This window comes from Pseudomonas sp. KH_017, from assembly GCF_057840285.1.
On the sequence record NZ_CM174509.1, the window covers coordinates 5,623,615 to 5,646,896 of the forward strand.

The 23,282-nt window shown below is 60.7% G+C and carries 22 protein-coding genes; 10 read left to right on the plus strand and 12 right to left on the minus strand.

The window, feature by feature from the left end; genetic code table 11:
* The first annotated feature begins 48 nt into the window (after positions 1 to 48).
* The 5 genes from miaB to lnt all read left to right on the plus strand — a co-directional run bounded on the left by miaB (position 49) and on the right by lnt (position 5,463).
* A complete protein-coding gene (gene miaB, locus AC3IT6_RS25620; RefSeq protein ID WP_489353528.1) occupies positions 49 to 1,377 on the plus strand; it encodes a tRNA (N6-isopentenyl adenosine(37)-C2)-methylthiotransferase MiaB in 1,329 nt (442 codons plus the stop codon).
* Between the two features lie 214 nt (positions 1,378 to 1,591).
* The gene (locus AC3IT6_RS25625) at positions 1,592 to 2,599 is read left to right on the plus strand and encodes a PhoH family protein (protein WP_008022966.1); all 1,008 of its coding nucleotides are present in this window, start codon (positions 1,592 to 1,594) and stop codon (positions 2,597 to 2,599) included.
* Positions 2,592 to 3,086 carry an rRNA maturation RNase YbeY gene (gene ybeY / locus AC3IT6_RS25630; RefSeq protein ID WP_151214177.1) on the plus strand — a complete coding sequence of 165 codons (495 nt, stop codon included), beginning with the start codon at positions 2,592 to 2,594 and terminating at the stop codon, positions 3,084 to 3,086. The genes AC3IT6_RS25625 and ybeY overlap by 8 nt, the downstream gene beginning before the upstream one ends.
* 5 nt (positions 3,087 to 3,091) lie before the next feature.
* Positions 3,092 to 3,931 (plus strand): CorC family transporter, encoded by an 840-nt coding sequence (locus AC3IT6_RS25635; protein WP_008022962.1) that lies wholly within the window; start codon positions 3,092 to 3,094, stop codon positions 3,929 to 3,931.
* Positions 3,932 to 3,939: 8 nt separating this feature from the next.
* Entirely contained in the window at positions 3,940 to 5,463 is a 1,524-nt protein-coding gene (lnt, locus tag AC3IT6_RS25640) for an apolipoprotein N-acyltransferase (RefSeq protein WP_489353529.1), read from the plus strand.
* Between the two features lie 167 nt (positions 5,464 to 5,630).
* On the opposite strand, the gene AC3IT6_RS25645 is transcribed toward lnt, so the two are convergent.
* Positions 5,631 to 6,389, minus strand: a complete 759-nt coding sequence (locus AC3IT6_RS25645; protein WP_489353530.1) for a YdcF family protein — start codon at positions 6,387 to 6,389, stop codon at positions 5,631 to 5,633.
* A gap of 104 nt (positions 6,390 to 6,493) precedes the next feature.
* The gene (locus tag AC3IT6_RS25650; protein ID WP_108216349.1) at positions 6,494 to 6,814 is read right to left on the minus strand and encodes a hypothetical protein; all 321 of its coding nucleotides are present in this window, start codon (positions 6,812 to 6,814) and stop codon (positions 6,494 to 6,496) included.
* A gap of 281 nt (positions 6,815 to 7,095) precedes the next feature.
* On the opposite strand from AC3IT6_RS25650, the gene leuS reads away from it, so the two are divergent.
* From leuS to AC3IT6_RS25675, 5 genes are all read left to right on the plus strand, one after another.
* A complete protein-coding gene (gene leuS / locus AC3IT6_RS25655; protein ID WP_489353531.1) occupies positions 7,096 to 9,702 on the plus strand; it encodes a leucine--tRNA ligase in 2,607 nt (868 codons plus the stop codon).
* Between the two features lie 87 nt (positions 9,703 to 9,789).
* On the plus strand, positions 9,790 to 10,395 hold the full coding sequence (locus AC3IT6_RS25660) for an LPS-assembly lipoprotein LptE (RefSeq protein ID WP_489353532.1): 606 nt from the start codon (positions 9,790 to 9,792) through the stop codon (positions 10,393 to 10,395).
* Positions 10,396 to 10,434: 39 nt separating this feature from the next.
* A complete protein-coding gene (holA, locus tag AC3IT6_RS25665) occupies positions 10,435 to 11,472 on the plus strand; it encodes a DNA polymerase III subunit delta (RefSeq protein ID WP_223449068.1) in 1,038 nt (345 codons plus the stop codon).
* A gap of 89 nt (positions 11,473 to 11,561) precedes the next feature.
* Positions 11,562 to 11,726, plus strand: a complete 165-nt coding sequence (arfA, locus tag AC3IT6_RS25670; RefSeq protein ID WP_489353533.1) for an alternative ribosome rescue factor ArfA — start codon at positions 11,562 to 11,564, stop codon at positions 11,724 to 11,726.
* 61 nt (positions 11,727 to 11,787) lie between these two features.
* On the plus strand, positions 11,788 to 13,110 hold the full coding sequence (locus AC3IT6_RS25675) for a lytic murein transglycosylase (RefSeq protein ID WP_489353534.1): 1,323 nt from the start codon (positions 11,788 to 11,790) through the stop codon (positions 13,108 to 13,110).
* 122 nt (positions 13,111 to 13,232) lie between these two features.
* Here the strand turns inward: AC3IT6_RS25675 and AC3IT6_RS25680 are convergent, their stop codons facing one another.
* The 10 genes from AC3IT6_RS25680 to rlmH all read right to left on the minus strand — a co-directional run bounded on the left by AC3IT6_RS25680 (position 13,233) and on the right by rlmH (position 23,277).
* Positions 13,233 to 14,183, minus strand: a complete 951-nt coding sequence (locus tag AC3IT6_RS25680; protein ID WP_489353535.1) for a S66 peptidase family protein — start codon at positions 14,181 to 14,183, stop codon at positions 13,233 to 13,235.
* A gap of 173 nt (positions 14,184 to 14,356) precedes the next feature.
* On the minus strand, positions 14,357 to 15,355 hold the full coding sequence (gene lipA / locus AC3IT6_RS25685) for a lipoyl synthase (protein ID WP_162130289.1): 999 nt from the start codon (positions 15,353 to 15,355) through the stop codon (positions 14,357 to 14,359).
* A 25-nt stretch (positions 15,356 to 15,380) separates the two neighbouring features.
* Positions 15,381 to 16,028 (minus strand): lipoyl(octanoyl) transferase LipB, encoded by a 648-nt coding sequence (gene lipB, locus AC3IT6_RS25690; protein WP_223449073.1) that lies wholly within the window; start codon positions 16,026 to 16,028, stop codon positions 15,381 to 15,383.
* The gene (locus AC3IT6_RS25695) at positions 16,028 to 16,303 is read right to left on the minus strand and encodes a DUF493 domain-containing protein (RefSeq protein WP_095941984.1); all 276 of its coding nucleotides are present in this window, start codon (positions 16,301 to 16,303) and stop codon (positions 16,028 to 16,030) included. Before AC3IT6_RS25695 ends, lipB begins: the two co-directional genes overlap by 1 nt.
* Positions 16,304 to 16,390: 87 nt before the next feature.
* Positions 16,391 to 17,548: a D-alanyl-D-alanine carboxypeptidase family protein gene (locus AC3IT6_RS25700; RefSeq protein ID WP_150726959.1), complete on the minus strand. Its 1,158-nt coding sequence runs from the start codon at positions 17,546 to 17,548 to the stop codon at positions 16,391 to 16,393.
* A gap of 185 nt (positions 17,549 to 17,733) precedes the next feature.
* The gene (locus tag AC3IT6_RS25705; RefSeq protein ID WP_489353536.1) at positions 17,734 to 18,741 is read right to left on the minus strand and encodes a septal ring lytic transglycosylase RlpA family protein; all 1,008 of its coding nucleotides are present in this window, start codon (positions 18,739 to 18,741) and stop codon (positions 17,734 to 17,736) included.
* Positions 18,741 to 19,751, minus strand: coding sequence for a lytic murein transglycosylase B (mltB, locus tag AC3IT6_RS25710; protein ID WP_489353537.1), 1,011 nt, complete (start codon positions 19,749 to 19,751; stop codon positions 18,741 to 18,743). Before mltB ends, AC3IT6_RS25705 begins: the two co-directional genes overlap by 1 nt.
* Before the next feature lie 17 nt (positions 19,752 to 19,768).
* Positions 19,769 to 20,872, minus strand: coding sequence for a rod shape-determining protein RodA (rodA, locus tag AC3IT6_RS25715; RefSeq protein WP_053162859.1), 1,104 nt, complete (start codon positions 20,870 to 20,872; stop codon positions 19,769 to 19,771).
* A 31-nt stretch (positions 20,873 to 20,903) separates the two neighbouring features.
* Positions 20,904 to 22,799: a penicillin-binding protein 2 gene (gene mrdA / locus AC3IT6_RS25720; RefSeq protein WP_223449076.1), complete on the minus strand. Its 1,896-nt coding sequence runs from the start codon at positions 22,797 to 22,799 to the stop codon at positions 20,904 to 20,906.
* Positions 22,800 to 22,809: 10 nt separating this feature from the next.
* Positions 22,810 to 23,277 carry a 23S rRNA (pseudouridine(1915)-N(3))-methyltransferase RlmH gene (rlmH, locus tag AC3IT6_RS25725; RefSeq protein WP_003185785.1) on the minus strand — a complete coding sequence of 156 codons (468 nt, stop codon included), beginning with the start codon at positions 23,275 to 23,277 and terminating at the stop codon, positions 22,810 to 22,812.
* Positions 23,278 to 23,282 lie beyond the last annotated feature (5 nt).

Here is a 23,282-nt window from a genome sequence, read left to right on the forward strand (position 1 = left end):
ATGTTCCCTATAATGCGCGGTTCTTTGAATCACGTGATGACTCTTTCCATGGCCAAGAAGCTTTACATCGAAACCCACGGTTGCCAGATGAACGAGTACGACAGCTCGCGCATGGTCGATCTGCTGGGCGAACATCAGGCCCTGGAAGTCACCGCCCGCGCTGAAGACGCCGACGTGATCCTGCTCAACACCTGTTCGATCCGCGAACGTGCACAGGACCGTGTCTACTCCCAGCTCGGCCGCTGGCGCGAACTGAAGCTGGCCAACCCGGACATGGTGATCGCCGTCGGCGGTTGCGTGGCCAGCCAGGAAGGCGCGGCCATCCGTGATCGCGCGCCGTACGTCGACGTGGTCTTCGGCCCGCAGACCCTGCACCGCCTGCCGGAAATGATCGACGCCGCGCGCATCAGCAAGCTGCCGCAAGTCGACGTCTCGTTCCCGGAAATCGAAAAATTCGACCATTTGCCCGAGCCCCGCATCGACGGCCCGAGCGCTTACGTGTCGGTGATGGAAGGTTGCAGCAAGTACTGCACGTTCTGCGTGGTGCCCTACACCCGTGGCGAAGAGGTCAGCCGGCCGTTCGACGACGTGCTTGCCGAGATCATTCACCTGGCTGAAAACGGCGTGCGCGAAGTGACGCTGCTGGGGCAGAACGTCAACGGCTATCGTGGGACGACCCATGATGGGCGCCTGGCTGACCTGGCCGAGCTGATCCGCGTGGTCGCCGCCGTCGACGGCATCGACCGTATCCGCTACACCACGTCGCATCCGCTGGAGTTCTCCGACAGCCTGATCCAGGCCCACGCCGACGTGCCGGAGCTGGTCAAGCACCTGCACTTGCCGGTGCAATCGGGCTCGGACCGCATCCTCGCCGCGATGAAGCGCAACCACACCGCGCTGGAGTACAGATCCAAACTGCGCAAGCTGCGCGCCGCCGTGCCGGGAATCTGCATCAGCTCGGACTTCATCGTCGGTTTCCCGGGCGAGACCGAAAAAGACTTCGAACAGACCATGAAGCTGATCCAGGATGTCGGTTTCGACTTTTCCTACTCGTTCGTCTACAGCCAGCGCCCGGGCACACCGGCCGCCGATCTGGCCGACGACACTCCGGAAGAACTGAAAAAAGAACGCCTGAATGCCCTGCAGCATCGATTGAACCAGCAAGGTTTCGAGATCAGCCGACAAATGGTCGGTTCGATCCAGCGGATCCTGGTGACCGATTACTCGAAAAAGGACCCGGGCGAACTACAAGGCCGGACCGAGAATAATCGTATCGTCAACTTCCGCTGCGACAATCCGACCCTGATCGGCCAGTTCGCGGATGTGCACATCGATGCCGCGCAGCCGCACTCGTTGCGGGGTTCGTTGATCCAGTAACACTGAAGATCCCTGTGGGAGCGGGCTTGCTCGCGAATGCGGTCTGTCAGCTACATTATTGTCGACTGACACCCCCTCTTCGCGAGCAAGCCCGCTCCCAAAGGGACAGCGCCAGGCCAGTGAATCAACTTGGTCTGTATAAGAGCTTTCGCGCCCAGCCCACTGGCGCTATCCTTGATTCATCACTATTGCCCCAGGGCGGCTAAATACGACCTTGAACGCACCCATAGAACCACATCGTTTCATCCTCGAGCCTTTTGAAGCTCGTCGCTTCGCCAATCTGTGCGGGCAATTCGACGAGCACCTGCGCTTGATCGAACAGCGCCTGACCATCGAGATCCGCAATCGCGGAAACCAGTTCGAGCTGATCGGCGAACCCAAACACACCACCTCCGCGGAAAACCTCCTGCGCCGCCTGTACCGGGAAACCAAGGGTACCGAGCTGTCGCCGGACATGGTGCACCTGTTCCTGCAGGAATCGGCCGTCGAGCAGCTGGACAATCACTCCCCCGCCGAACCGTCCGTGGCCCTGCGCACCAAGAAAGGCATGATTCGCCCCCGCGGCTTGAATCAGCTGCGCTACGTGAAGGAAATCCTCGGTAACGATATCAACTTCGGCATCGGCCCGGCCGGTACCGGCAAGACTTACCTGGCTGTGGCCTGCGCGGTGGATGCACTGGAGCGCGAGCAGATTCGCCGCATCCTGCTGGTGCGTCCGGCGGTCGAAGCGGGTGAAAAACTCGGCTTCCTGCCCGGCGACCTGTCGCAAAAAATCGACCCGTACCTGCGTCCGCTCTACGACGCGCTCTACGAAATGCTCGGCTTCGAATACGTTGCCAAGTTGATCGAGCGCCAGGTAATCGAAGTCGCACCCCTGGCCTACATGCGCGGCCGTACGCTGAACAACAGCTTCATCATTCTCGACGAAAGCCAGAACACCACGGTCGAGCAAATGAAGATGTTCCTGACCCGGATCGGCTTCGGCTCCACGGCCGTCATCACCGGGGACATCACCCAGGTCGACCTGCCACGCGGCACCAAGTCCGGCCTGCACCACGTGATTGAAGTGCTCAAGGATGTGCCGGGGATCAGCTTCACCCATTTCCAGCCCAAGGACGTCGTGCGCCATCCATTGGTGCAGCGCATCGTCGAAGCCTACGAGCGCTTCGAAACCAAAGCGGCCGATGATGCCGCCGCCAAGGATAGCCGCCGCGATGCTTGAGCTTGACCTGCAAATCGCCACCGAAGCCTGCGCCCCCAGCGAAGCCGAGTTCCGCCAGTGGTGCGAGCTGGCTTTGCGCCAGCGCACCGCCGACTCGGAGATGACCATTCGTCTGGTCGACGAGGCCGAAGGACGCGAGCTGAACCACACCTGGCGGCAAAAGGACTACGCAACTAACGTCTTGTCATTCCCGGCCGACGTGCCGGATGAGTTCCTCGACATCCCGCTGCTGGGCGATCTGGTGATCTGCGTGGCCGTGGTCGAGCGTGAAGCCGCTGAACAGGGCAAGGAACTCAAGGCCCATTGGGCACATCTGGTGATTCACGGCTGCTTGCATCTGCTTGGTTACGACCATATTGATGACGAGGAAGCCGAAGAAATGGAAGCACTGGAACGAACGTTGCTTGCAGAACTGGGCTTTCCCGATCCGTACGCGGACGACGAAGCAGATGTATCCCCTACCGAAACAACAAAGGATTCAGAGTAATCGCTATGAGCGAAGATCGATCGAGCAACGGGCAGAAGTCATGGCTGGGTAAGCTCACCCAGGCTTTTGCCCACGAGCCGAAAAACCGCCAGGAGCTGCTGGAGCTGCTGCGCGATGCGCACCAGAACAAACTGCTGGACAGCGAAGCGCTGGCCATCGTCGAAGGCGCCATCCAGGTGGCTGACTTGCAGGTCCGGGACATCATGGTCCCGCGATCGCAAATGGTCAGCATCAAGGCGACCCAGACACCCCGCGAGTTCCTGCCTGCCGTGGTCGACTCGGCCCACTCCCGCTACCCGGTGATCGGCGAAAGCCACGATGACGTGATGGGCGTGTTGCTGGCCAAGGACTTGCTGCCGTTGATCCTCAAGGAGAACGGCGACAACTTCAACATCAAGGACCTGCTGCGCCCGGCCACCTTCGTGCCGGAATCCAAGCGCCTTAATGTGCTGCTGCGCGAATTTCGCGCCAACCACAATCACATGGCCATCGTCATTGACGAGTACGGTGGCGTGGCCGGTTTGGTGACCATCGAAGACGTACTGGAACAGATCGTCGGCGACATCGAAGACGAACACGACGTCGAAGAAGACAGCTACATCAAGCCGCTGCCCAGCGGTGATTTCCTGATCAAGGCCCTGACGCCGATCGAGAACTTCAACGAGTTCTTCGACAGCGAATTCTCCGACGATGAGTTCGACACCGTCGGCGGCCTGGTGATGAGCGCGTTCGGGCATTTGCCAAAACGCAACGAAATCACTGAAATCGGCCCGTACCGTTTCCGCATCCTGAACGCCGACAGCCGTCGGATTCACTTGCTTCGCCTGACGCCCATTGCTCGCTAAGGATTGAAATGCGCTGGACAACCCGCCCCGGCTGGCCCGGTAACCTGCTGGCCGTGGCGGCCGGTGCAATCACCACACTGGCCCTGGCGCCGTTCGATATCTGGCCACTGGCACTGCTCGCCGTAGGCCTGTTCTATGCCGGTCTGCGCGAACTGAGCCCACGTCAGGCATTGGGGCGCGGCTGGTGTTTCGGTTTCGGCCTATTCGGTGCCGGCACCAGCTGGATCTACTACAGCATTCACCACTTTGGTGGCGCTTCGGTATTGCTGGCCGGTTTCCTGATGCTGCTCTTCACGGCGGCGATTGCCTGGTTCTTTGCCCTGCCCGCCTGGATCTGGGCGCGCTGGCTGCGCCGCAATGAGGCGCCGCTGGCCGACGCCCTCGCCTTCGCGGCGCTGTGGGTCGCTCAGGAGGCCTTCCGCGGCTGGTTCCTGACAGGTTTCCCGTGGCTGTATTCCGGTTACAGCCAGCTCGATGGCCCGCTGGCCGGGCTCGCACCCATCGGCGGGATGTGGCTGATTTCCTTCACCCTGGCCCTGACGGCTGCGTTGATCTACAACGGCTTGCGCCTGGTTCGCACAGGGCGCAAAGGTTTTATCGCTGCCGGTGCATTGCTGTTGGTCGGCCCATGGCTGGTCGGAATGGCACTCAAGCACCACGCCTGGACCAGCCCGTCAGGCCCGCCGCTGAGCGTCGCCGCCATTCAGGGCAACATCGAACAAAGCATGAAATGGGACCCAACGCAGCTCAACGCGCAACTGGCGTTGTACCGCGACATGAGTTTCAGCTCCAGGCGCGTCGATCTTCTCATCTGGCCGGAAACGGCGATCCCGGTGCTCAAGGAGTCCGCCGAGGGCTACCTGAACATGATGGGCAACTTCGCGGCCGAACGTAAATCGGCGTTGATTACCGGTGTCCCGGTCCGCATGGAGGTCCGCCACGAGAAGCGTTTCTTCAACGGCATCACCGTTGTCGGCGAAGGCGACGGCACTTACCTCAAGCAAAAACTGGTGCCGTTTGGGGAATATGTTCCGCTGCAGGATGTGCTGCGCGGGCTGATCGCCTTCTTCGACCTGCCAATGTCGGACTTCGCCCGCGGCCCGGCTGACCAACCGCTGCTGCAGGCCAAGGGTTATCAGATCGCTCCGTACATCTGTTATGAAGTGGTTTACCCGGAATTCGCCGCCAGCCTCGCCGCCCGCAGCGACCTGTTGCTGACCATCAGCAACGACACCTGGTTCGGCACCTCCATCGGCCCGCTGCAACACCTGCAGATGGCGCAGATGCGTGCGCTGGAGGCCGGCCGCTGGATGATCCGCGCCACCAATAACGGTGTGTCTGGCCTGATCAACCCGTTCGGTCAGATTACCGATCAGATCCCGCAGTTCGAACGCGGCATCCTGTATGGCGAAGTGGTGCCGATGCACAACCTCACGCCGTACCTGGAATGGCGTTCGTGGCCATTGCTCATTCTCTGCATGTTGTTGTTTGGCTGGGCGCTGATTGCGAGCCGGATGGCCAAGACTGTTTAAAAGCTTCGTCGGATCGCCGCCCGGAGCAAGCCCGCTCCCACACTGGATCTAAGTCGGTCACAGTATTTGTGTACGACGCCGATCAAATGTGGGAGCGGGCTTGCTCCGGGCGGCGATCCGACGAAGGCGGCATCACAGGCACCTCATCAATCAGCGCCGACATCACTTCAGTAGAACAACGAATAACCGACCTGCCCCACCGCCTCGTTCATCAACTGCCCGTTCTGCCAGATCGCCTTGAACTCCGGCATCCAGCCACCCAGTGGCAGCCCATTGTCGCCGCCCAGAAACCCTACTGGCGCCGGCACTACCTCAAACCCGGCCTTGCGAAAACTCCAGACCGCTCGTGACATATGCCAGGCATGAGTCACGAGCACCACACGCTTGATGCCCTGTGGCAGCAATACCTCGGCGCTGAACTGCGCATTTTCCCAGGTCGTGCGGCTGCGTCCTTCCTGCCAGCGCACGGTCACGCCAAAATCGTCGCGCAAGGAGTCAGCCATCATCTGCGCTTCGCTTGGCGGAGTGCCGTAATGCAGGCCGCCGCTGGTCAATACCGGCAGGCCGGAAGCCTTGGCCAGCCGCGCGGCAAAGCGCTGGCGTTCCAGGCCTATACCCGTGGGCTGGTCGGCTCCCCAGGCCGCATCACCACGCTCGCGCCCCGAGCCGAGGACCACGATCGCGTCCGCGCGCTGCCCCAGGATTGCCCATTCATCGCGGGCCAGCGGTGGCTCCCGCTCGAGCAAGCCGGCACTCCACTGCACCACCACCGGCAGACTCATCAGCCAGAAACCACCCAGCCCCAGAGCAAAGCACGCACCGGCAAGCCTTGGCCTTGAGCGGCGCAACCACCAGGCGAGCAAAAGCAGCAGCAATAGAATGCCGGGTGGCAAAAGAAGTTGTTTTACGAAATAACGAAAAGGCATTGAGCATCTCCCGGAGATGCCCGAAGCCTAAGTGGGTTGGCGCAATGCGACAATCATTACGGAAGGACTATGCTTCAAAAACACATGGAGCATGGCTCTGTGCCCTATTTGAACTGGAAAGACCGGACCTTTACCGCGTCTCTGCCGGGAACCTTGTCCTTGAGCCAGATGATCTTGGCCGATCGTGGTACGTCGAGTTGCTTTACCGCCTCTGACAAGCATCCGTGTGTCTCACGCTCACTGCGATCCAGGTACGCCTTGACCAGTGCAAACTCTGCGGGGCTCAGACCACGCAGTTCCAGTTCCAGAGGGTGTTCGTCGCGCAACCGGCCAGCGGTCCTTGCCGCATCCAGGGCCAAGGCCAAACGATCGATCAGCCTTTCGTACAGCTCCGGTTTTGTAGCTTTTTGCTGTGACTCAACCATCCCTCACCTCATTGGAAGATAAGACCTACTCCCCAGTTAGAGCTTAGCTTCCATGAACAAACCGGCTGAACGCCGCGACCAACGGCCCTCGCGGCGGTTTTCGCGAGACGTGCGGCAGCAATCAGGGTTTCCCTCGGTAGAGCGCGGTCATGTATGCTACGGCGCTTCCTGTAACTCCACTTCCAGCTCGGCTGGGCATCGAAAACGCCAATGTGGCGTGATCACCGTCCAGCGTTGCATTGAAGAGGATTAGGCCACCCCTATTCAGTTCAAAAGTAGCCATGCACGAACAATATCAGCCCCGTGAAATCGAAGCCGCCGCCCAGTCGTTCTGGGACGAGCAAAAGTCCTTTGAAGTCAGTGAACAGCCAGGCAAGGAGACTTACTACTGCCTGTCGATGTTCCCTTACCCCAGCGGCAAGCTACACATGGGGCACGTGCGCAACTACACCATCGGCGACGTGATCTCCCGCTACCAGCGCATGCAAGGCAAGAACGTTCTGCAACCCATGGGTTGGGACGCCTTCGGCATGCCAGCGGAAAATGCCGCCATGAAGAACAACGTAGCGCCCGCCAAGTGGACCTACGAAAACATTGCCTACATGAAGTCCCAGCTGCGCAGCCTGGGCCTGGCGGTGGACTGGTCGCGTGAAGTGACCACCTGCAAGCCCGATTACTACCGCTGGGAACAATGGCTGTTTACTCGCCTGTTCGAAAAAGGTGTGATTTACAAAAAAAGCGGCACCGTGAACTGGGACCCGGTCGACCAGACCGTCCTGGCCAACGAGCAAGTGATCGACGGTCGCGGCTGGCGTTCCGGCGCGCTGATCGAAAAGCGCGAAATCCCGATGTACTACTTCAAGATCACCGCCTACGCGGATGAGCTGCTGGAGAGCCTCGACGAACTGACTGGCTGGCCTGAACAGGTCAAGACCATGCAGCGCAACTGGATCGGCAAATCCCGCGGCATGGAAGTGCAGTTCCCGTACAACGTCGATTCCATCGGCGAAACCGGCGCGCTGAAAGTCTTCACCACCCGTCCGGACACCCTGATGGGCGCGACCTACGTCGCCGTGGCCGCCGAACACCACCTGGCTACCCTGGCCGCACAGAACAATCCTGAGCTGCAAGCGTTCATCGCTGAATGCAAGGGCGGCAGCGTGGCCGAAGCCGACGTCGCCACCCAGGAGAAAAAAGGCCTGCCGACCGGCCTGTTCGTCGAGCACCCGCTGACCGGCGAAAAACTGCCGGTCTGGGTCGCCAACTATGTGCTGATGCACTATGGCGACGGCGCGGTAATGGCGGTTCCGGCCCACGACGAGCGCGATTTCGAATTCGCCCACAAGTACAACCTGCCGGTTAAATCGGTCGTGCGCACCAGTTCCGGTGACAGCAACCCGGCGCCATGGCAAGACGCCTACGGCGAGTACGGCACGCTGATCAATTCCGGCGAGTTCGACGACCTCGACTTCGCGGGCGCCTTCGACGCCATCGAAGTCGCGCTGATCAAGAAAGAACTGGGCGCCTCGCGTACCCAGTTCCGCCTGCGCGACTGGGGCATCAGCCGCCAACGTTACTGGGGCTGCCCGATCCCGATCATCCACTGCAACACTTGCGGTGACGTGCCGGTACCGGAAGATCAACTGCCTGTCGTGCTGCCGGAAGACGTCGTACCCGACGGCGCCGGTTCGCCACTGGCGCGCATGCCCGAGTTCTACGAGTGCAGCTGCCCTAAATGCGGCCAGCCTGCCAAGCGTGAAACCGACACCATGGACACCTTCGTCGAGTCCTCGTGGTACTACGCCCGTTACGCCTCGCCGCACTTTGAAGGTGGCCTGGTGGAAAAATCGGCGGCCGACCACTGGCTGCCGGTGGATCAGTACATCGGCGGTATCGAACACGCGATTCTTCACCTGCTCTACGCGCGCTTCTTCCACAAGCTGATGCGCGACGAAGGCCTGGTGAGCTCCAACGAGCCGTTCAAGAACCTGCTGACCCAGGGCATGGTGATCGCCGAGACTTACTATCGTCGCGAAGCCAACGGCGCCTACACCTGGTTCAACCCGGCGGACGTCGAGCTTGAGCGTGACAGCAAAGCCAAGGTTATCAGCGCCAAATTGAAATCTGACGGCCTGCCGGTGGAAATCGGCGGTACCGAGAAGATGGCCAAGTCGAAGAACAACGGCGTCGACCCTCAGTCGATGATCGACCAGTTCGGCGCAGACACCTGCCGCCTGTTCATGATGTTCGCTTCGCCACCTGACATGAGCGCGGAATGGTCCGACTCCGGCGTCGAAGGTTCGCACCGTTTCCTCAAGCGCGTCTGGCGCCTGGCTCAAGCCCACGTCACTCAGGGCCTGCCGGGCAAACTGGACGTCGCCAGCCTGAATGACGAGCAGAAAGCCGTTCGTCGTTCGATCCACCTGGCCATCAAGCAGGCCAGCCAGGACGTCGGCCAGAACCACAAATTCAACACCGCCATCGCTCAGGTGATGACGCTGATGAACGTGCTGGAAAAAGCCGCGCAAGCCACCGAACAGGATCGCGCACTGATTCACGATGGCCTGGAAACCGTGATTCTGCTGCTGGCTCCGATCACGCCGCACATCAGCCACGAGCTATGGAATCAACTAGGTCACGCTGAACCTGTGATCGACGCCGGCTGGCCGGTGGTGGATGACAGCGCGTTGGTACAGGACAGCCTGCAACTGGTGATTCAGGTCAACGGCAAGTTGCGTGGCCACATCGAAATGCCCGCCAGCGCCAGCCGCGAAGAAGTCGAAGCCGCAGCCCGTGCCAACGAAAACGTGCTGCGTTTCGTCGATGGTCTGACCATTCGTAAAGTGATCGTAGTGCCCGGGAAACTGGTCAATATCGTCGCCAGCTAATTGGATCAGGCGCCAGGTGAGCCTGGCGCCGAGTAAAACCTTTCGGGCCGCTTGATCGGCCCACATGGTTTCAAGGGGAGCAACAAGATGATCAAACGCAATCTGCTGGTGATGGGCCTCGCGATTCTGCTGAGCGCCTGCGGTTTCCAGCTGCGCGGCACCGGCACCAATGAACTGGCGATCAAGGAACTCGACCTGAGCGCCCGTAACGCATATGGTCCAACCGTGACCCAGTTGCGTCAGGTACTGATTGGCAGCGGCGTCAACGTCTATACCGGCGCTCCTTACAAGCTGGTGCTGACCAATGAACAGGAAAGCCAGCGCATCCTCAGCTACGCAGGTGCCGGTCATGCCGGCGAGTACCAGATCACCACCGTGCTGAACTACGACTTCCGTGGCCGCGGCGATCTGCCACTGCTGAGCGACAAAATCGAAGTACAGAAAATCTACATGCACGACGGCAACAACCTGGTGGGGTCCGACCAGGAAGCCGCAACGGCACGGGCAGAAGGTCGCCGGGAGATGGTTCAACGCATGATGCTGCGCCTTGAACAACTGAACCCAACCCAACTGGACCAATTGCAGCAGACTGCCGAAGCCAAGGCCAAGGCTGACGCCGCGGCACTGGACGCGGCACGAAAGGCTGAAGCGGAAACCCCGCGTCAGTCGCCTATCGAACTGCCGCAGCAGTAAGACTTACGGGGCGCCCAGGCGCCCCGTTCGCCCTCTCTTATGAAGCTCGCCCCCGCCCAACTCGCCAAACACCTGCAAGGCGCCCTTGCGCCGGTCTATATCATCAGCGGCGATGACCCGCTGCTGTGCCAGGAGGCGGCCGACGTCATTCGCGCTGCCGCCCGCCAACAGGGATTCGATGAACGCCAGGTGTTTGCCGCCGACGCCAGTTTCGACTGGGGCACGCTGCTGCAAGCCGGCGCCAGCATGTCGCTGTTCGCCGAAAAGCGTCTGCTGGAACTGCGCCTGCCTTCCGGCAAACCCGGCGACAAGGGTGCCGCCGCACTGATCGAATACTGCTCGCGCCCGGCCGACGACACCGTACTGCTGATCAGCTTGCCGAAGCTCGATGGCAGCGCACAGAAAACCAAGTGGGGTAAAGCGCTGGTCGAAGGACAGCAGACCCAGTTCGTGCAGATCTGGCCTGTCGATGTCGCCCAGTTGCCGAGCTGGATCCGTCAGCGCCTGTCCCAGGCCGGGCTTTCCGCCAGCCAGGACGCCGTTGAGCTGATCGCCGCGCGGGTCGAGGGCAACTTGCTGGCCGCCGCCCAGGAAATCGAAAAGCTCAAACTGATGGCCGAAGGCGGCCAGATCACCGTCGAAACCGTGCAGGCTGCGGTGGCCGACAGTGCGCGCTTCGATGTCTTTGGCCTGACCGATGCGGTGCTCAATGGTGAAGCGGCCCATGCCTTGCGCATGCTTGAAGGGTTGCGCGGCGAAGGCGTCGAACCGCCGGTGATTCTCTGGGCCCTGGCACGGGAGTTGCGCCTGCTGGCCAATATTTCCCTGCAATACAGCCAGGGCACGCCGCTGGACAAGGCCTTCAGCCAGGCCAAACCTCCGGTCTGGGACAAACGTAAACCGTTGGTGAGCAAGGCCCTGCAACGCTACTCGGCCCAACGCTGGGCGCAACTGCTGCTCGAAGCGCAGCGTATCGATGCGCAGATCAAGGGCCAGGCAGCCGGTTCGCCGTGGATGAGCTTGAGCCGGTTGACATTGTTGATGGCCGGGCAGCGATTGTCGTTGCCGGCAGAGTGAAAAGTCCTACACAGTGTAGGGACTAGACAGGTCCGCGACTTCGGCCGATGATTCGCCTCGCAAAATCCACTCACTTGCGAGAAATCATCATGAGCAAAAAGCCATCAAAGCGTGGCCCCAACAAGGCCAAATCCATCGTCGCCCAGCCATTGTTCCGCAGCCGCCAGGAACGCCCGGCCAAGGGCAAAGGCAGTTACCGCCGCGAAGCCTTCCAGTCTGACAGCTGGGAGGCTTCTTACTTTCTGGCTGCGTAAAGCAGAACACCCCTTTGACATGGTAAGGTCTGTACCTGATTCGTATTCCCTGGACCCGTGCATGCCCTTTTGTCTTTCCCGTCGTTGGCACCTGCGCCAACTGATCGCTGCCTCCAGCCTTGTTTTACTTGTCGCCTGCGCGGAAAAACCGACCGCAGCCGACGCTCAGCCGCTTCAGACGCTCCCTGTCGCCACTGCCCCGGCGGTTATTCCGCCTGTGGTTCCGACCGGTGAGAACCTCGACATCCAGCCAACCCAGACCTTCGCCGAATGGCAGGCAGGTTTCCGCAAGGATGCCCTGGCCGCCGGTATCCGCGCCGATCTGTTCGACCGCGCCTTCGCCGATGTCAGCTTCGACCCCAGCGTGATCCGCGCAGACCGCAGCCAACCGGAATTCGCAAAACCGGTTTGGGAATACCTCGACGGCGCCTTGTCGCCGCTGCGGGTACGCAAAGGCCAGTCGCTGGTCAACCAATACGCTGATGTCCTGCAAAGTATCGAGCAGCGCTACGGCGTCGATCGCCAGGCGCTGGTGGCGGTGTGGGGCATGGAGAGTAACTTCGGGCAGTTCCAGGGCAGCAAGTCGGTGATCAACTCGCTGGCGACCCTGGCCTACGAAGGTCGTCGTCCCGGTTTCGCCCACGCGCAATTGATTGCCGCCCTGCAAATCCTGCAGCAAGGCGACATCGAACCCGAGAGGATGCTCGGATCCTGGGCCGGTGCCATGGGCCAGACCCAGTTCATCCCGACCACCTACAACACCCATGCCGTGGACTTCGATGGTGACGGGCGCCGTGATATCTGGGGCAGCTCGGCCGATGCCCTGGCCTCGACCGCGCATTACCTGCAAAGCTCCGGCTGGCAAAGAGGTCAGCCTTGGGGCTTCGAAGTCCAGCTGCCGAGCGGTTTCAATTACGTACTGGCCGATGGCACGATTCGCAAGAGTGTCTCCGAGTGGCGCCAACTGGGCGTTACGCTGCCCAACGGTGGCCAGGTCCCGGCAGGCTCAGAGCAGTTGTCCGCGGCCCTGTTGCTGCCAGCTGGCTACCGCGGCCCGGCCTTCCTGGTGCTCGACAACTTCCGGGCGATCCTCAAGTACAACAACTCGTCGTCCTACGCCCTGGGGGTGAGTCTGTTGTCGGAACGCTTCAATGGCGCAGGCCTGATCAGCGGCACGTGGCCAAAGGATGATCTGCCTCTGAGCCGTACCGAGCGGATTGAGCTGCAAAACCTGCTGAGCGCGCAAAACTATGACGCCGGCACCGCCGACGGGATCATCGGCGCCAACACCCGCAAGGCGATTCGCAGCGCCCAGCAGTCATTTGGCTGGCCGGCGGACGGGCATCCGACGCACAAGTTGCTGGAAGGGTTGCGTAACCGATAGTTTGTCGTATGGCTGGAACCGCTTTCGCGAGCAAGCCCGCTCCCACACTGATTTTGTGGCGTTCACAGATCCAATGTGGGAGCGGGCTTGCTCGCGAAGACTGACTAACAGGCGATAAAAATCTAGCGCCTGACCACCACATCCTGCTCCAGCACCAATTCCTTGTTCCCGGCATCCAGTCTGACCAAGGCCCCCATGGGCAGCGTCAGGTTCGGATTGCAATGCCCACTGCGCCACCCGGACAGCACCGGAATCTTCAATGGCTCGAAGGTCTGCTTGAGCAACCTGTCCAGCGCTGCCACCTCAACCCCCGCCACATCCCCGACCAACACGCCGCGCAGCTTGTGCAACGTGCCTGCCAATCGCAGCTGGATCAGCAACCGGTCGATGCGATACAGCGGCTCGTTGATGTCCTCGATCAACAGAATGACGCCCTCGGCGTCAATCTCGTAGGGCGTACCCATGGTCGCGGCGATCATGGCCAGATTGCCACCGAGCAAGCGCCCATGTGCCACGCCCGGCTCGATCGTGGTCAGCGGGTAGGCTGCCGGATGAGCCAGCACTGTTCCCGCCCTCACCTGCCCTCGCAGCATGTTGAAGAAGGAAGGCTCCGTAGGTTTTTGCTTGTCGCCCAGCAGGTCGGCATTGAGCATCGGACCATGAAAGGTCACGAAGCCGGCATAACGACTGATCGCCAAATGCAGCGCGGTGATGTCGCTGTAGCCGATGAACGGCTTGGCGTTGTCACGCAGCAACTTGAAATCGATGCGATCGAGCAGCCGGGGCGTGCCGTAACCGCCACGCAGGCAGATGATGGCATCCACCTCGCTGTCGGCGAACGCTGCATGCAGGTCGCCAAGTCGCAGCTCGTCACTACCGGCCAGGTAGCCGTTTTTTTCGTAGACCCCGGGAAACACTTTCAGTGAATAACCCCGGGCACGCATCCATTGCACCGCCTTGTCGGTGTCCAGCGGGGCTGGGCCAGCAGGGGCGATAACGCCGATCATACCTTCCGACGGCAGTGCCGGGACGGGAGCATGAGGACAAAGAGTGTGGGTCGGTCGAGCGGTCATCCGTGAATCTCCCTGCGTGAAATCTTCAGCACACAGTAGTCAGGAACGGGGACAAACAGAAGAGGAACCGTTGCCCCGCAGGTTGCAGGAAAAAACAGCCGTTGCCATGGGCCAGGCAAAAAAATGCCCGCAAGGCGTTGAAACCTTGCGGGCGTTTTATGTTTCACAGTCGATCAGGACGACATCAGCTCGGCCTTGACCAGCTTGGCCTGCTCGTCGGCGTGATACGAGGAGCGTACCAACGGACCCGAGGCAACGTTCTTGAAGCCCATCTTGTAGCCTTCCTCGGCGAACCAGGCGAAGGTGTCCGGATGCACGAATCGCTGCACCGGCAAGTGGCTGCGGGACGGTTGCAGGTACTGGCCGAGGGTCAGCATGTCGATGTCGTGCTCGCGCATGCGCTTCATGACTTCGATGACTTCTTCGTCGGTCTCGCCCAGGCCCAGCATCAAACCGGACTTGGTTGGAATGTGCGGCATCATCTGCTTGAAGCGTTGCAGCAGGGTCAGCGACCACTGGTAGTCGGAACCCGGACGTGCAGCCTTGTACAGGCGCGGCACGGTTTCCAGGTTGTGGTTGAACACATCCGGCGGCTCGGCGGCAGTGATTTCCAGCGCGATGTCCATGCGGCCACGGTAGTCCGGGACCAGGGTTTCGAGCTGCACGTTCGGCGACAGCTTGCGGATTTCACGGATGCAGTCGGCAAAGTGCTGGGCACCGCCGTCACGCAGGTCGTCACGGTCTACCGAGGTGATCACCACGTACTTGAGGCGCAGATCGGCAATGGCGATGGCCAGGCTTTCCGGCTCGTTGACGTCGAGTGGCTTCGGACGACCGTGGCCAACGTCGCAGAACGGGCAACGACGGGTGCAGATGTCACCCATGATCATGAACGTCGCGGTGCCACCGGAGAAGCACTCGCCCAGGTTCGGGCAGGACGCCTCTTCGCACACACTGTGCAGCTTGTGTTTGCGCAGCAGGGCCTTGATGCGGTCGACTTCCGGCGAAACCGGGATGCGTACACGAATCCAGTCTGGTTTCTTCGGCAGTTCGGTGGTCGGAATGATCTTCACCGGGATGCGTGCAACCTTTTCGGCGCCGCGCAGCTTGACGCCGGCTTCAACCTTGGGACGCGGGGCCGGGCGCTCGGTGACATCGAGCGTCGGGATCATGGTTTGCACTGCATCAGTAGTCATATCAGTCGATTCCGCCCGTCAGGGTCGTCTGCTCAGCATAGTCGAGGTGCTTGACGAGCTGCGCACGCAGCCGGGCACTTACCTCGGCAAATTCAATCGATCCTGCGTGATCGCTCAGCTGGGTCATCGCCAGCCCGGCGTAGCCGCAGGGATTAATCCGTCGAAACGGTTCCAGGTTCATGTCCACGTTCAAGGCCAGGCCGTGAAAGGAACAGCCGTGGCGGATCCGTAGACCCAGGGAAGCGATTTTCGCTCCGTCGACGTAGACACCCGGTGCATCGGGCTTGGCCACGGCGGTCACACCGTAACTGGCCAGCAACTCGATCAGGCATTGCTCCATCCGGCTGACCAGATCGCGCACGCCAAACCCGAGCTTGCGCACGTCCAGCAGCAGGTAAGCCACCAGCTGGCCGGGGCCGTGGTAGGTCACCTGACCACCACGGTCGACCTGCACCACCGGAATATCCCCGGGGAGCAGCAGGTGCTCGGCCTTGCCGGCCTGACCCTGGGTGAACACCGCGGGATGCTCAACCAGCCAGATCTCGTCGGCGGCATCGCTGCCGCGTTCGTTGGTGAAGCGCTGCATGGCATGCCAGACTGGCTCGTAAGCCATCTGGCCGAGTTCGCGAAAGCCCAGCGTGCCAGACATCACAGCACCATGTGCACGAAACCGGTGGCCCGCAGCTCGCTGTTGATGTTGTACAGCTGGTCCTGGTCGGTCGCGACGATGTGCAACTGAATGGTGGTGTATTTGCCGTTGCTGCTCTGGCGCTCGTCAACACGCTCATCGTTGATCGTTGCATGTTTGCGAACGATATCGATGATCCTGTCCTTGTTGCCCACGCCGGTGTCGCTGATCACCTTAACCGGGTAATCATTGGCTGGGAATTCGATTTTTGGCGCCTTTACTTCGGTATCGGTCATGGCGTAACGGCCTCGTAAGCGTAAGCCGTGGCGACGGGCATGGCTGCGCGCCAGATCAGCGCGGAGCCATGCAGGTGCACACTAAATTCAGTTGAACAAGCCGAAGAAGAATAGACGGATGCTATCCCACATGCGGCGGAAGATACCACCTTCCTCGACGGCGTCCAGAGCGATCAGATCGGCGCTGTGCACCACCTTGTCGTCCAGTTTCACTTCGACTTTACCGATCACGTCGCCCTTGGCGATTGGCGCGATCAGCTGCGGGTTCATGGTCATGCTGGCAGCGAGCTTTTTCAGCTGGCCTTTTGGCAGGGTCATGGTCAGGTCTTGCGCCAGGCCAGCCTTGATCTGGTTGGTGGAGCCTTTCCAGACTGGAGCCTGAGCCAGCTCGGTGCCCTTCTGATAGAAGGTCTGGGTTTCGAAGAAACGGAAACCGTAGGTCAGCAGCTTCTGGGTTTCGGCGGCACGGGCCACTTCGCTGTTGGTACCGAACACCACGGCGATCAGGCGCATGCCATCACGTACGGCCGAAGACACCATGCAGTAGCCGGCTTCGTCGGTGTGGCCGGTTTTCAGACCGTCAACGGTCTTGTCGCGCCACAGCAGCAGGTTACGATTCGGCTGCTTGATGCCGTTCCAGAAGAACTCTTTCTGCGAGTAGATCGCGTAGTGAGCCGGGTCTTCGTGAATGATTGCGCGAGCCAGTACCGCCATGTCGTGAGCCGACGAGTAGTGCTCCGGGTTCGGCAGACCGGTCGGGTTCATGAAGTGGCTGTTGGTCATGCCCAGGTCGCTAACGGTTTTGTTCATCATGTCGGCGAACGCGTCTTCGCTACCGGCGATGTGCTCGGAGAGCGCAACACTGGCGTCGTTGCCCGACTGGATGATGATGCCGTGCAGCAGATCGCTGACGGTGACCTGAGAGCCGACCTTGATGAACATCCGCGAACCGCCGGTACGCCAGGCGTTTTCGCTGACGGTTACCGGGTCGTTTTCACCGATCTGGCCGCGACGGATTTCCAGGGTCGCGATGTACGCGGTCATCAGCTTGGTCAGGCTGGCCGGTGGCAGACGCTGGTCACCATTGTTCTCGACCAGCACGTTGCCGCTGCTGGCATCCATGAGCACGTAGGCCTTGGCGGCCAGTTGCGGTGGCGACGGCATCATCTCGACCGCGAACGCGGCGGGTGAGAGGAGCAGCGGGACTAACAGGAACAGGCGTTTGGCAAAGGTGGTGATGTTCATCCGTCTCTCGAAATCGCTAATGGAAACTGCCCAAGGGCAAAACTAATCAGATGACTTTCTAACGAGTCATCGCGTGTTCAGTTGCTCACTCCAATCACCCTTTGCCGGGCTTTTGTTCTTCGAAGAGCCAACAACCTGGTTCACCCCCCAAAACCGCAGATGAACCGTCAATCAAGTCCTACGTATTACTCAGTCACAACGCTTGGCGAACCGAGATTGGCCAGGCGCACACTGTTCTGCACCTGCTGGATTTCACCCGGCGATCCGATCGGACCCAGGCGAACCCGATGCAGGGTCTGCTGATTGCGCACGATCGAACTGATGAACACCGGAGCGCTCACCGTCCCGCTGAGCTTCGATCTCAGGAGTTCTGCAGCGTCCGGGTTGGCGAACGCGCCCACCTGCAGATACTGGCCAGAGGCTGGTGCAGAAGCGTTTTTTTTTGCATCAAGCTGCACAGGCACCACCGCGGCGGCGTGTTGCTGTGGCGGCGGCGTCCATTGCTCGACGGTGCCGGCCGAAGCCGTGATCACCGGGGCGCTATTGTGTGCGACTTTCGGTTCGTTGAGCATTAATGGTGCCGGACGGCCCTTGGCGGCCCACCATTGCTGCGGGTCGATGCCTTCGACCTTGACCCGCGCGGTGCCGGTTTCGGCGTAACCGAGTTTCTTGGCGGCAGCGTAGGACAAGTCGATGATCCGGTCCGAGTAGAACGGCCCGCGGTCGTTGACTCGCAGAATCACGCTCTTGTTGTTGTCCAGGTTAGTCACCCGAACGTAACTCGGCAGTGGCAATGTCTTGTGTGCGGCACTCATGCCATACAGGTCATACACCTCGCCATTGGCAGTGTTCTGGCCATGGAATTTGGTGCCGTACCAGGACGCCGTACCCGACTGGACATAGGTCTTGGACTCTTGCAGCGGGAAGTAAGTCTTGCCCAGCACAGTGTACGGGTTGGCCTTGTAAGGGCCAGTGTGCAGGGTCGGCGTGGCGTCCGGGATACGCGAAACATCGACGTCCCACCATGGCGCGCCATCCTTGTGGGCGCGGTTGATGTCCAGCCCCGGCGTCGTGCGCACGGCGGCGGTGGACTTCTGGGCCGGCGCGCGGTTGGTCGAACAACTGGCGACCAGCACTGCCAACGCGGCGAATGCCATCAGCTTCAGGGGTTTACTCATAGGCAATGCCCGCATTACTTGACGCCCCGTGCTTGGACCAGCTGTTCAGACAGTTGATGTACGGCCATGGCGTACATCACGCTGCGGTTATAACGCGTGATCGCGTAAAAATTCTTCAGGCCCATCCAGTACTCGGAGCCATTGTCGCCTTCCAGGCGGAAAGCAGTAACCGGCATATCATCGCGCAGCGCATCATGACTTGACCACCCCAAGGCTCGCAACTCCCCGACGGTTTTCGTCGGTTCGATTCCTGCGGTCAAACCTTCGTCGACCTGATCGCCACGGACATCGCCGCGACTGACTACCGGTTCGCCTGCAATCCAGCCATGACGCTTGAAGTAACTGGCGACACTGCCGATGGCATCGTCCGGGTTGGTCCAGATGTTGATATGGCCATCACCGTCGAAATCCACCGCATAGGCGCGGAAACTGCTCGGCATGAATTGCGGCAAGCCCATTGCGCCAGCGTAGGAGCCTTTGAGCGTCAACGGATCGACCTGCTCTTCGCGGGCCAGCAGCAGGAACTCACGCAATTCCTTGCGGAAAAACTCGGCACGGGGAGGATAGTCGAAACCCAGGGTCGACAAGGCATCGATCACCCGGAAATTTCCGGTATTACGGCCGAAAAAGGTTTCAACGCCAATGATCGAAACAATCACCTGGGCCGGCACACCATATTCCTGCTCGGCACGGGCCAACACCGCTTCGTGCTGACGCCAGAAGTCCACACCCCGGGCTATGCGCGCATCGGTGATGAACATCGGGCGATATTCGCTCCACTGCTTGACCCGTTCGGCGGGTTTCGAGATGGCGTCCAGAATCGACTGCTTGCGCTCGGCTTCGCGGAACACGCCCATCAATTGTTCACCGGCGAAACCGTAGTCGCGGGTCATTTCACCGACGAACTCGGCCACCTGGGGTGAGCCTTCGTAGTCGCCGGCCAACGCTTCCTGCATGGTGCCAAGGATGCTTACCAGGCCGACCCATGGCGCGTATCGAGTCGCCCAGCCACGCATTACTTGCATTGAAAATTTCACCTTATTCAAACCTGCGCGATCCACTTGCGATGGGTATGGATCGACATCAAAACCCCAAACGCTGACAGTAGCGTCACCAGCGAAGTTCCTCCGTAGCTAATGAACGGCAACGGCACCCCCACCACCGGTAACAGGCCACTGACCATACCGATGTTGACGAAAACATAAACAAAAAACGTCATGGTCAGGCTGCCCGCGAGCAACTTGCCGAACAATGTCTGCGCCTGGGCGGTAATCACCAGGCCACGGCCGATCAACAGCAGGTAGATCAGCAACAGCGCGCAGATCCCCACCAGGCCGAACTCTTCACCCAATACGGCAATGATGAAGTCGGTATGGCTTTCCGGCAGGAAGTCCAGGTGCGACTGGGTGCCCAGCAACCAGCCCTTGCCAAACACACCGCCGGAGCCGATGGCGGCCTTGGACTGGATGATGTTCCAGCCAGTGCCTAGCGGGTCACTTTCCGGGTCGAGGAAAGTGAGGACGCGCTGCTTCTGGTAATCGTGCATCACGAAATACCACATAGCCACGGACACCGGCACGGCGGCAGCGAGCACGCTGAGGATCCAGCGCCAGCGCAGGCCGCCCATGAACAGCACGAAGGCGCCCCCCGCCAGAATCAGCAATGAAGTGCCGAGGTCGGGCTGGCGCACGATCAGGATGAATGGCAAGCCGATCAGGAACAGGCTCACCCCCACATGCTTGAGTTGCGGCGGCAAGGTGCGTTTGGACAGGTACCAGGCGATGGTCGCCGGCATCAGGATCTTCATGAATTCCGAAGGCTGGAAGCGGATCACTCCGGGAATGTTGATCCAGCGCGTGGCGCCCATGGCGTTGTGCCCCATGATGTCGACCACTACCAGCAACAACACGCCGAGCACATAACCCACCGGGACCCAGCGGGCCATGAAGCGTGGCTCGAACTGGGCGATGACGATCATCGACACCAGGCCGATGCCGAAAGAAGTGGCTTGTTTGGCTAGCAGATCCCAGCTTTTGCCACTGGCCGAATAGAGTACGAACAGACTGCCGGCGGCCAGGGTCAGCAGCAGGATCAGCAATGGGCCGTCGATGTGCAAGCGTTGCAGCAGCGTCGCACGGCGACGCATCACATCCTCACTGGAGAGCATGCGATCGAAGTTATTCATCACGGGCGGTAGCCTCTGCACTGATAGGGCTGGCGTATTCGGGCTTCAACCGACCGTCCTGGTCCAGGAGCCAGGCATCCATGATCTGGCGCACCACTGGCGCGGCAACGCCGGAGCCGGACTCGCCGTTCTCGACCATCACCGACACCACGATTTTCGGGTCGTCGGCCGGCGCGAAACCGACGAACAGGGCGTGGTCGCGATGGCGTTCCTGAACCTTGGAACGGTCATACTTCTCACCCTGTTTGATCGCGACCACCTGGGCCGTACCCGACTTGCCGGCAATCCGGTATTGCGCACCGATCGAGGCCTTGCGTGCCGTACCGCGAGCACCGTGCATCACCTGCTGCATACCGTGATTGACCTTGTTCCAGTCCGACGGGTCGCGCAGGATGATGTCCGGCATCGGATTCTCATCCACCGGTTTCACGCCCTCGATGGTCTTGGCCAGGTGCGGACGGTTCCAGACGCCTTTGTTGGCGACCAGGGCGGTGGCCTGGGCCAGTTGCAACGGGGTCGACTGCATATAGCCCTGGCCAATCCCGAGAATCAGCGTCTCACCCGGGAACCACGCCTGCCGACGGGTCGCACGCTTCCATTCGCGGGACGGCATCAGCCCCGGCGATTCTTCGAACATGTCCAGCGAGACTTTCTGGCCGATGCCGAACTTGGTCATGTACGCCGACAGCCGATCGATCCCCAGCTTGTGGGCCAGGTCATAGAAGTAGGTGTCGTTGGAACGCATGATCGCGGTATCGAGGTCGACAAAGCCGTCACCGGTGCGGTTCCAGTTACGGTACTTGTGATCGTAGTTGGGCAGCATGTAGTAACCCGGGTCGAACACTCGTGACGACGCCGTCACCACGCCCGCGTCCAGACCGGCAATCGCCACCGCCGGTTTGATCGTCGAACCCGGCGGGTACAGGCCGCGCAATACGCGGTTGAACAGCGGCCGGTCGATAGAGTCACGCAGTTCTGAATAGGCCTTGAAACTGATGCCGGTGACAAACAGGTTCGGGTCGAAACTCGGCTGGCTGACCATGGCCAGAACCTCACCGGTTTTCGGGTCCAGCGCGACCACCGCGCCACGACGACCACCGAGCGCGGCTTCGGCGGCTTCCTGCAGTTTGATGTCCAGGCTCAGGACGATGTCCTTGCCGGGAATCGGATCGGTACGCTTGAGCACGCGCAATACGCGGCCGCGAGCGTTGGTTTCAACTTCTTCGTAGCCCACCTGGCCGTGCAGCTCGGGCTCATAAAAACGCTCGATGCCGGTTTTACCGATGTGGTGGGTGCCGCTGTAATTGACCGGATCGAGGGACTTGAGCTCTTTCTCGTTGATCCGCCCCATGTAACCGACCGAGTGCGCAAAGTGCGCACCCTGCGGATAGTGGCGCACCAGTTGCGCGACCACTTCCACCCCAGGCAGGCGGAACTGGTTCACGGCGATCCGGGCGATCTGCTCTTCGCTCAGCTCAAACAGGATCGGCACTGGCTCGAACGGCCGACGCCCCTGGCGCATACGCTTCTCGAAAATCACCCGATCCTCCGGCGTCAGCTCCAGCACTTCGACAATCACGTCGAGCACTTGCTGCCAGTCGCCGGACCGCTCGCGGGTCATGCTCAGGCTGAAGCTGGGCCGGTTATCGGCGATCACCACGCCGTTGCGGTCGAAAATCAGCCCGCGAGTCGGCGGAATCGGCTGCACGTGGACACGGTTGTTTTCCGACAGGGTCGAGTGGTACTCGTACTGGATCACTTGCAAGAAATACAAACGCGCGATCAGCACGCAGATCAGCGCCACCACGGCAATTGCCCCGAACACGACGCGGCCACGCACCAGACGGGCGTCTTTTTCGTGGTCCTTGATGCGGATCGGCTGAGACATGAGGGCAGAACTACTTGTGGTAAGGGTGACCGGACAGCACGGTCCAGGCACGGTACAACTGTTCGCCGATCAGAATCCGCACCAGCGGGTGCGGCAAGGTCAGCGGCGACAACGACCAACGCTGGTCAGCCCTGGCACAGACTTCCGGCGCCAGCCCTTCGGGGCCGCCGACCATGAAGTTGACGGTGCGCGAGTCCAACCGCCAGCGGTCGAGCTCGACCGCCAGTTGCTCGGTGCTCCAGGGCTTGCCATGGACTTCAAGAGTGACAATCCGCTCGTTCGGCCCGACCTTGGCCAGCATGGCTTCGCCTTCCTGACGGATGAAGCGGGCCACGTCGGCATTCTTGCCACGGGTATTGAGCGGTATTTCCACCAGTTCCAGCGCCAGTTCGGACGGAAGACGCTTGGCATATTCATGCCAGCCTTCTTCCACCCATTTGGGCATGCGTGAACCGACGGCGATCAGTCGCAGTCGCACAGCGG

What these genes read in the sequence shown, in the direction of transcription:
- mltB (WP_489353537.1), bottom strand. Translation starts at nt 19,751, where the DNA reads ATGCAAGTAATGCGTGGCTGGGCGACTCGATACGCGCCATGGGTCGGC.
- AC3IT6_RS25680 (WP_489353535.1), bottom strand. Translation starts at nt 14,183, where the DNA reads ATGACCGCTCGACCGACCCACACTCTTTGTCCTCATGCTCCCGTCCCG.
- arfA (WP_489353533.1), top strand. Translation starts at nt 11,562, where the DNA reads ATGAGCAAAAAGCCATCAAAGCGTGGCCCCAACAAGGCCAAATCCATC.
- AC3IT6_RS25660 (WP_489353532.1), top strand. Translation starts at nt 9,790, where the DNA reads ATGATCAAACGCAATCTGCTGGTGATGGGCCTCGCGATTCTGCTGAGC.
- AC3IT6_RS25650 (WP_108216349.1), bottom strand. Translation starts at nt 6,814, where the DNA reads ATGGTTGAGTCACAGCAAAAAGCTACAAAACCGGAGCTGTACGAAAGG.
- leuS (WP_489353531.1), top strand. Translation starts at nt 7,096, where the DNA reads ATGCACGAACAATATCAGCCCCGTGAAATCGAAGCCGCCGCCCAGTCG.
- AC3IT6_RS25700 (WP_150726959.1), bottom strand. Translation starts at nt 17,548, where the DNA reads ATGAACATCACCACCTTTGCCAAACGCCTGTTCCTGTTAGTCCCGCTG.
- holA (WP_223449068.1), top strand. Translation starts at nt 10,435, where the DNA reads ATGAAGCTCGCCCCCGCCCAACTCGCCAAACACCTGCAAGGCGCCCTT.
- AC3IT6_RS25645 (WP_489353530.1), bottom strand. Translation starts at nt 6,389, where the DNA reads ATGCCTTTTCGTTATTTCGTAAAACAACTTCTTTTGCCACCCGGCATT.
- miaB (WP_489353528.1), top strand. Translation starts at nt 49, where the DNA reads ATGGCCAAGAAGCTTTACATCGAAACCCACGGTTGCCAGATGAACGAG.
- mrdA (WP_223449076.1), bottom strand. Translation starts at nt 22,799, where the DNA reads ATGTCTCAGCCGATCCGCATCAAGGACCACGAAAAAGACGCCCGTCTG.
- ybeY (WP_151214177.1), top strand. Translation starts at nt 2,592, where the DNA reads ATGCTTGAGCTTGACCTGCAAATCGCCACCGAAGCCTGCGCCCCCAGC.
- lipA (WP_162130289.1), bottom strand. Translation starts at nt 15,355, where the DNA reads ATGATCCCGACGCTCGATGTCACCGAGCGCCCGGCCCCGCGTCCCAAG.
- AC3IT6_RS25675 (WP_489353534.1), top strand. Translation starts at nt 11,788, where the DNA reads ATGCCCTTTTGTCTTTCCCGTCGTTGGCACCTGCGCCAACTGATCGCT.
- lnt (WP_489353529.1), top strand. Translation starts at nt 3,940, where the DNA reads ATGCGCTGGACAACCCGCCCCGGCTGGCCCGGTAACCTGCTGGCCGTG.
- AC3IT6_RS25705 (WP_489353536.1), bottom strand. Translation starts at nt 18,741, where the DNA reads ATGCGGGCATTGCCTATGAGTAAACCCCTGAAGCTGATGGCATTCGCC.
- lipB (WP_223449073.1), bottom strand. Translation starts at nt 16,028, where the DNA reads ATGTCTGGCACGCTGGGCTTTCGCGAACTCGGCCAGATGGCTTACGAG.
- AC3IT6_RS25635 (WP_008022962.1), top strand. Translation starts at nt 3,092, where the DNA reads ATGAGCGAAGATCGATCGAGCAACGGGCAGAAGTCATGGCTGGGTAAG.
- rodA (WP_053162859.1), bottom strand. Translation starts at nt 20,872, where the DNA reads ATGCGTCGCCGTGCGACGCTGCTGCAACGCTTGCACATCGACGGCCCA.
- AC3IT6_RS25695 (WP_095941984.1), bottom strand. Translation starts at nt 16,303, where the DNA reads ATGACCGATACCGAAGTAAAGGCGCCAAAAATCGAATTCCCAGCCAAT.